The organism is Mycobacterium sp. NS-7484 (assembly GCF_001953975.1).
Taxonomy (GTDB): Bacteria; Actinomycetota; Actinomycetes; order Mycobacteriales; family Mycobacteriaceae; genus Mycobacterium.
In genome coordinates this window covers 1-1,205 of record NZ_MBEJ01000140.1, presented here as the reverse complement: position 1 = coordinate 1,205, position 1,205 = coordinate 1, and the positions used below count along the sequence as shown (strand labels likewise).

Sequence of the window (1,205 nt, the reverse complement as noted above, 5' to 3'; positions counted from 1 at the left end):
CGGCGATGCCCTCGACGGTGAACTTGCCGCGGCTGCCGTCGGCGAGCTTCCCGAACAGTTCCGGCCAGCCTTTGGCCTCGGGGCCGAATGCCTGCTCCCACAACTGCTTCACCATTTCCTCGTGCGACGGATAGGTGAACCCGGCGGGCGCCGGGTGCGGGGTTGAGATCGTGCCGAGTGGGACGTAGCCGTGCTCGACGAGCTTGGCCAGGGTGACCGGTCCGACGATGCCGTCGGCCGCGACGCTGACCCGGGACTGGAATTCGCGCACAACCTGCTCGGTGGCCGGCCCGAAGTCGCCATCCACGTCGAGGTTCGAGTAGCTGCCGAAGTTGTCGTTGAGGAACTGCTGCAGGCTGCTCACGCGGTCGTTGTTGTCGCCGAGCTGGGCGTAGATGTTCTCGGCCGGGGTGGGCGCGGGGGTGGTGCCGCCACCGGTGCCGCCGCGCCGGAATGTGGAGAATCCGTCGGCGCGGATCTTGCGTTTGATGAAGTCGTTGCACTTGGCCTGGTTGTTGTAGGTGTTGTACCCCATCTGGAAGTGCATCGAATCTTTGGGGCTGTTCCAGTCGTTGCCCCAGAAGATCATTCCTTCGTAGAACGCGAGAAGTTCACGCACGACGGCGGTTTCGGCTGCGGTGTAGCCGACGTATGCCGTGCCCATCGGGTGGTCGGACCAGTTGAGGTCCATCGCGGTGCCGCCGAGGTGGTTGCTCGTGGCGACGGAGTTGGTTGGGGTCCAGCCACCTTCGTCGGTGCCGCCGCGCGCGTTGTACAGCGATTCGACGTAGGCGTGGAAGTCGGCGGCGAATGCCTTCATGATGCGGCTCGGGATGCCGCGTTGCAGCGGGATCACGATGCTGGTGCCGGGCACTGCGCTGCGGTCGAGCAGTTCGGGCCCGCAAGCAGGCCAACCGTTTTCGGTCATCAGTGGGGGTGTCCTTTCATGACAAAGCCCCGGTCACCGAAGTGCCGGGGCCGAGGGGGTTTTGGTCAGATGTGGTGGAGGGTGTCGCGGTCGATCAAGTACTCGACGGGGCCGATGCCGAACCAGAACGCGGCGCCGATCACGACAGCCGCGGCGACGCCACATAGCGCCCCGATGGCGAGTGATTCCATGGTTTGCACCCTCTCTTCGATGCCCGCGGGCGTAGATTCAGGTCGCATGTGGGCCTGGCTGAAACACTGGTGGTGGCTCCAGCGCC

General features: G+C 65.1%; 2 protein-coding genes. Both read right to left on the bottom strand.

Annotated features, from left to right (window positions below):
* Positions 1-928: peptidoglycan-binding protein (locus A5733_RS28070; protein ID WP_233152801.1), on the bottom strand; the 928-nt coding region annotated here is incomplete at its 3' end.
* Positions 929-993: 65 nt separating this feature from the next.
* Positions 994-1,119, bottom strand: a complete 126-nt coding sequence (locus A5733_RS28145; RefSeq protein WP_255376527.1) for a hypothetical protein — start codon at positions 1,117-1,119, stop codon at positions 994-996.
* Positions 1,120-1,205: the final 86 nt, after the last annotated feature.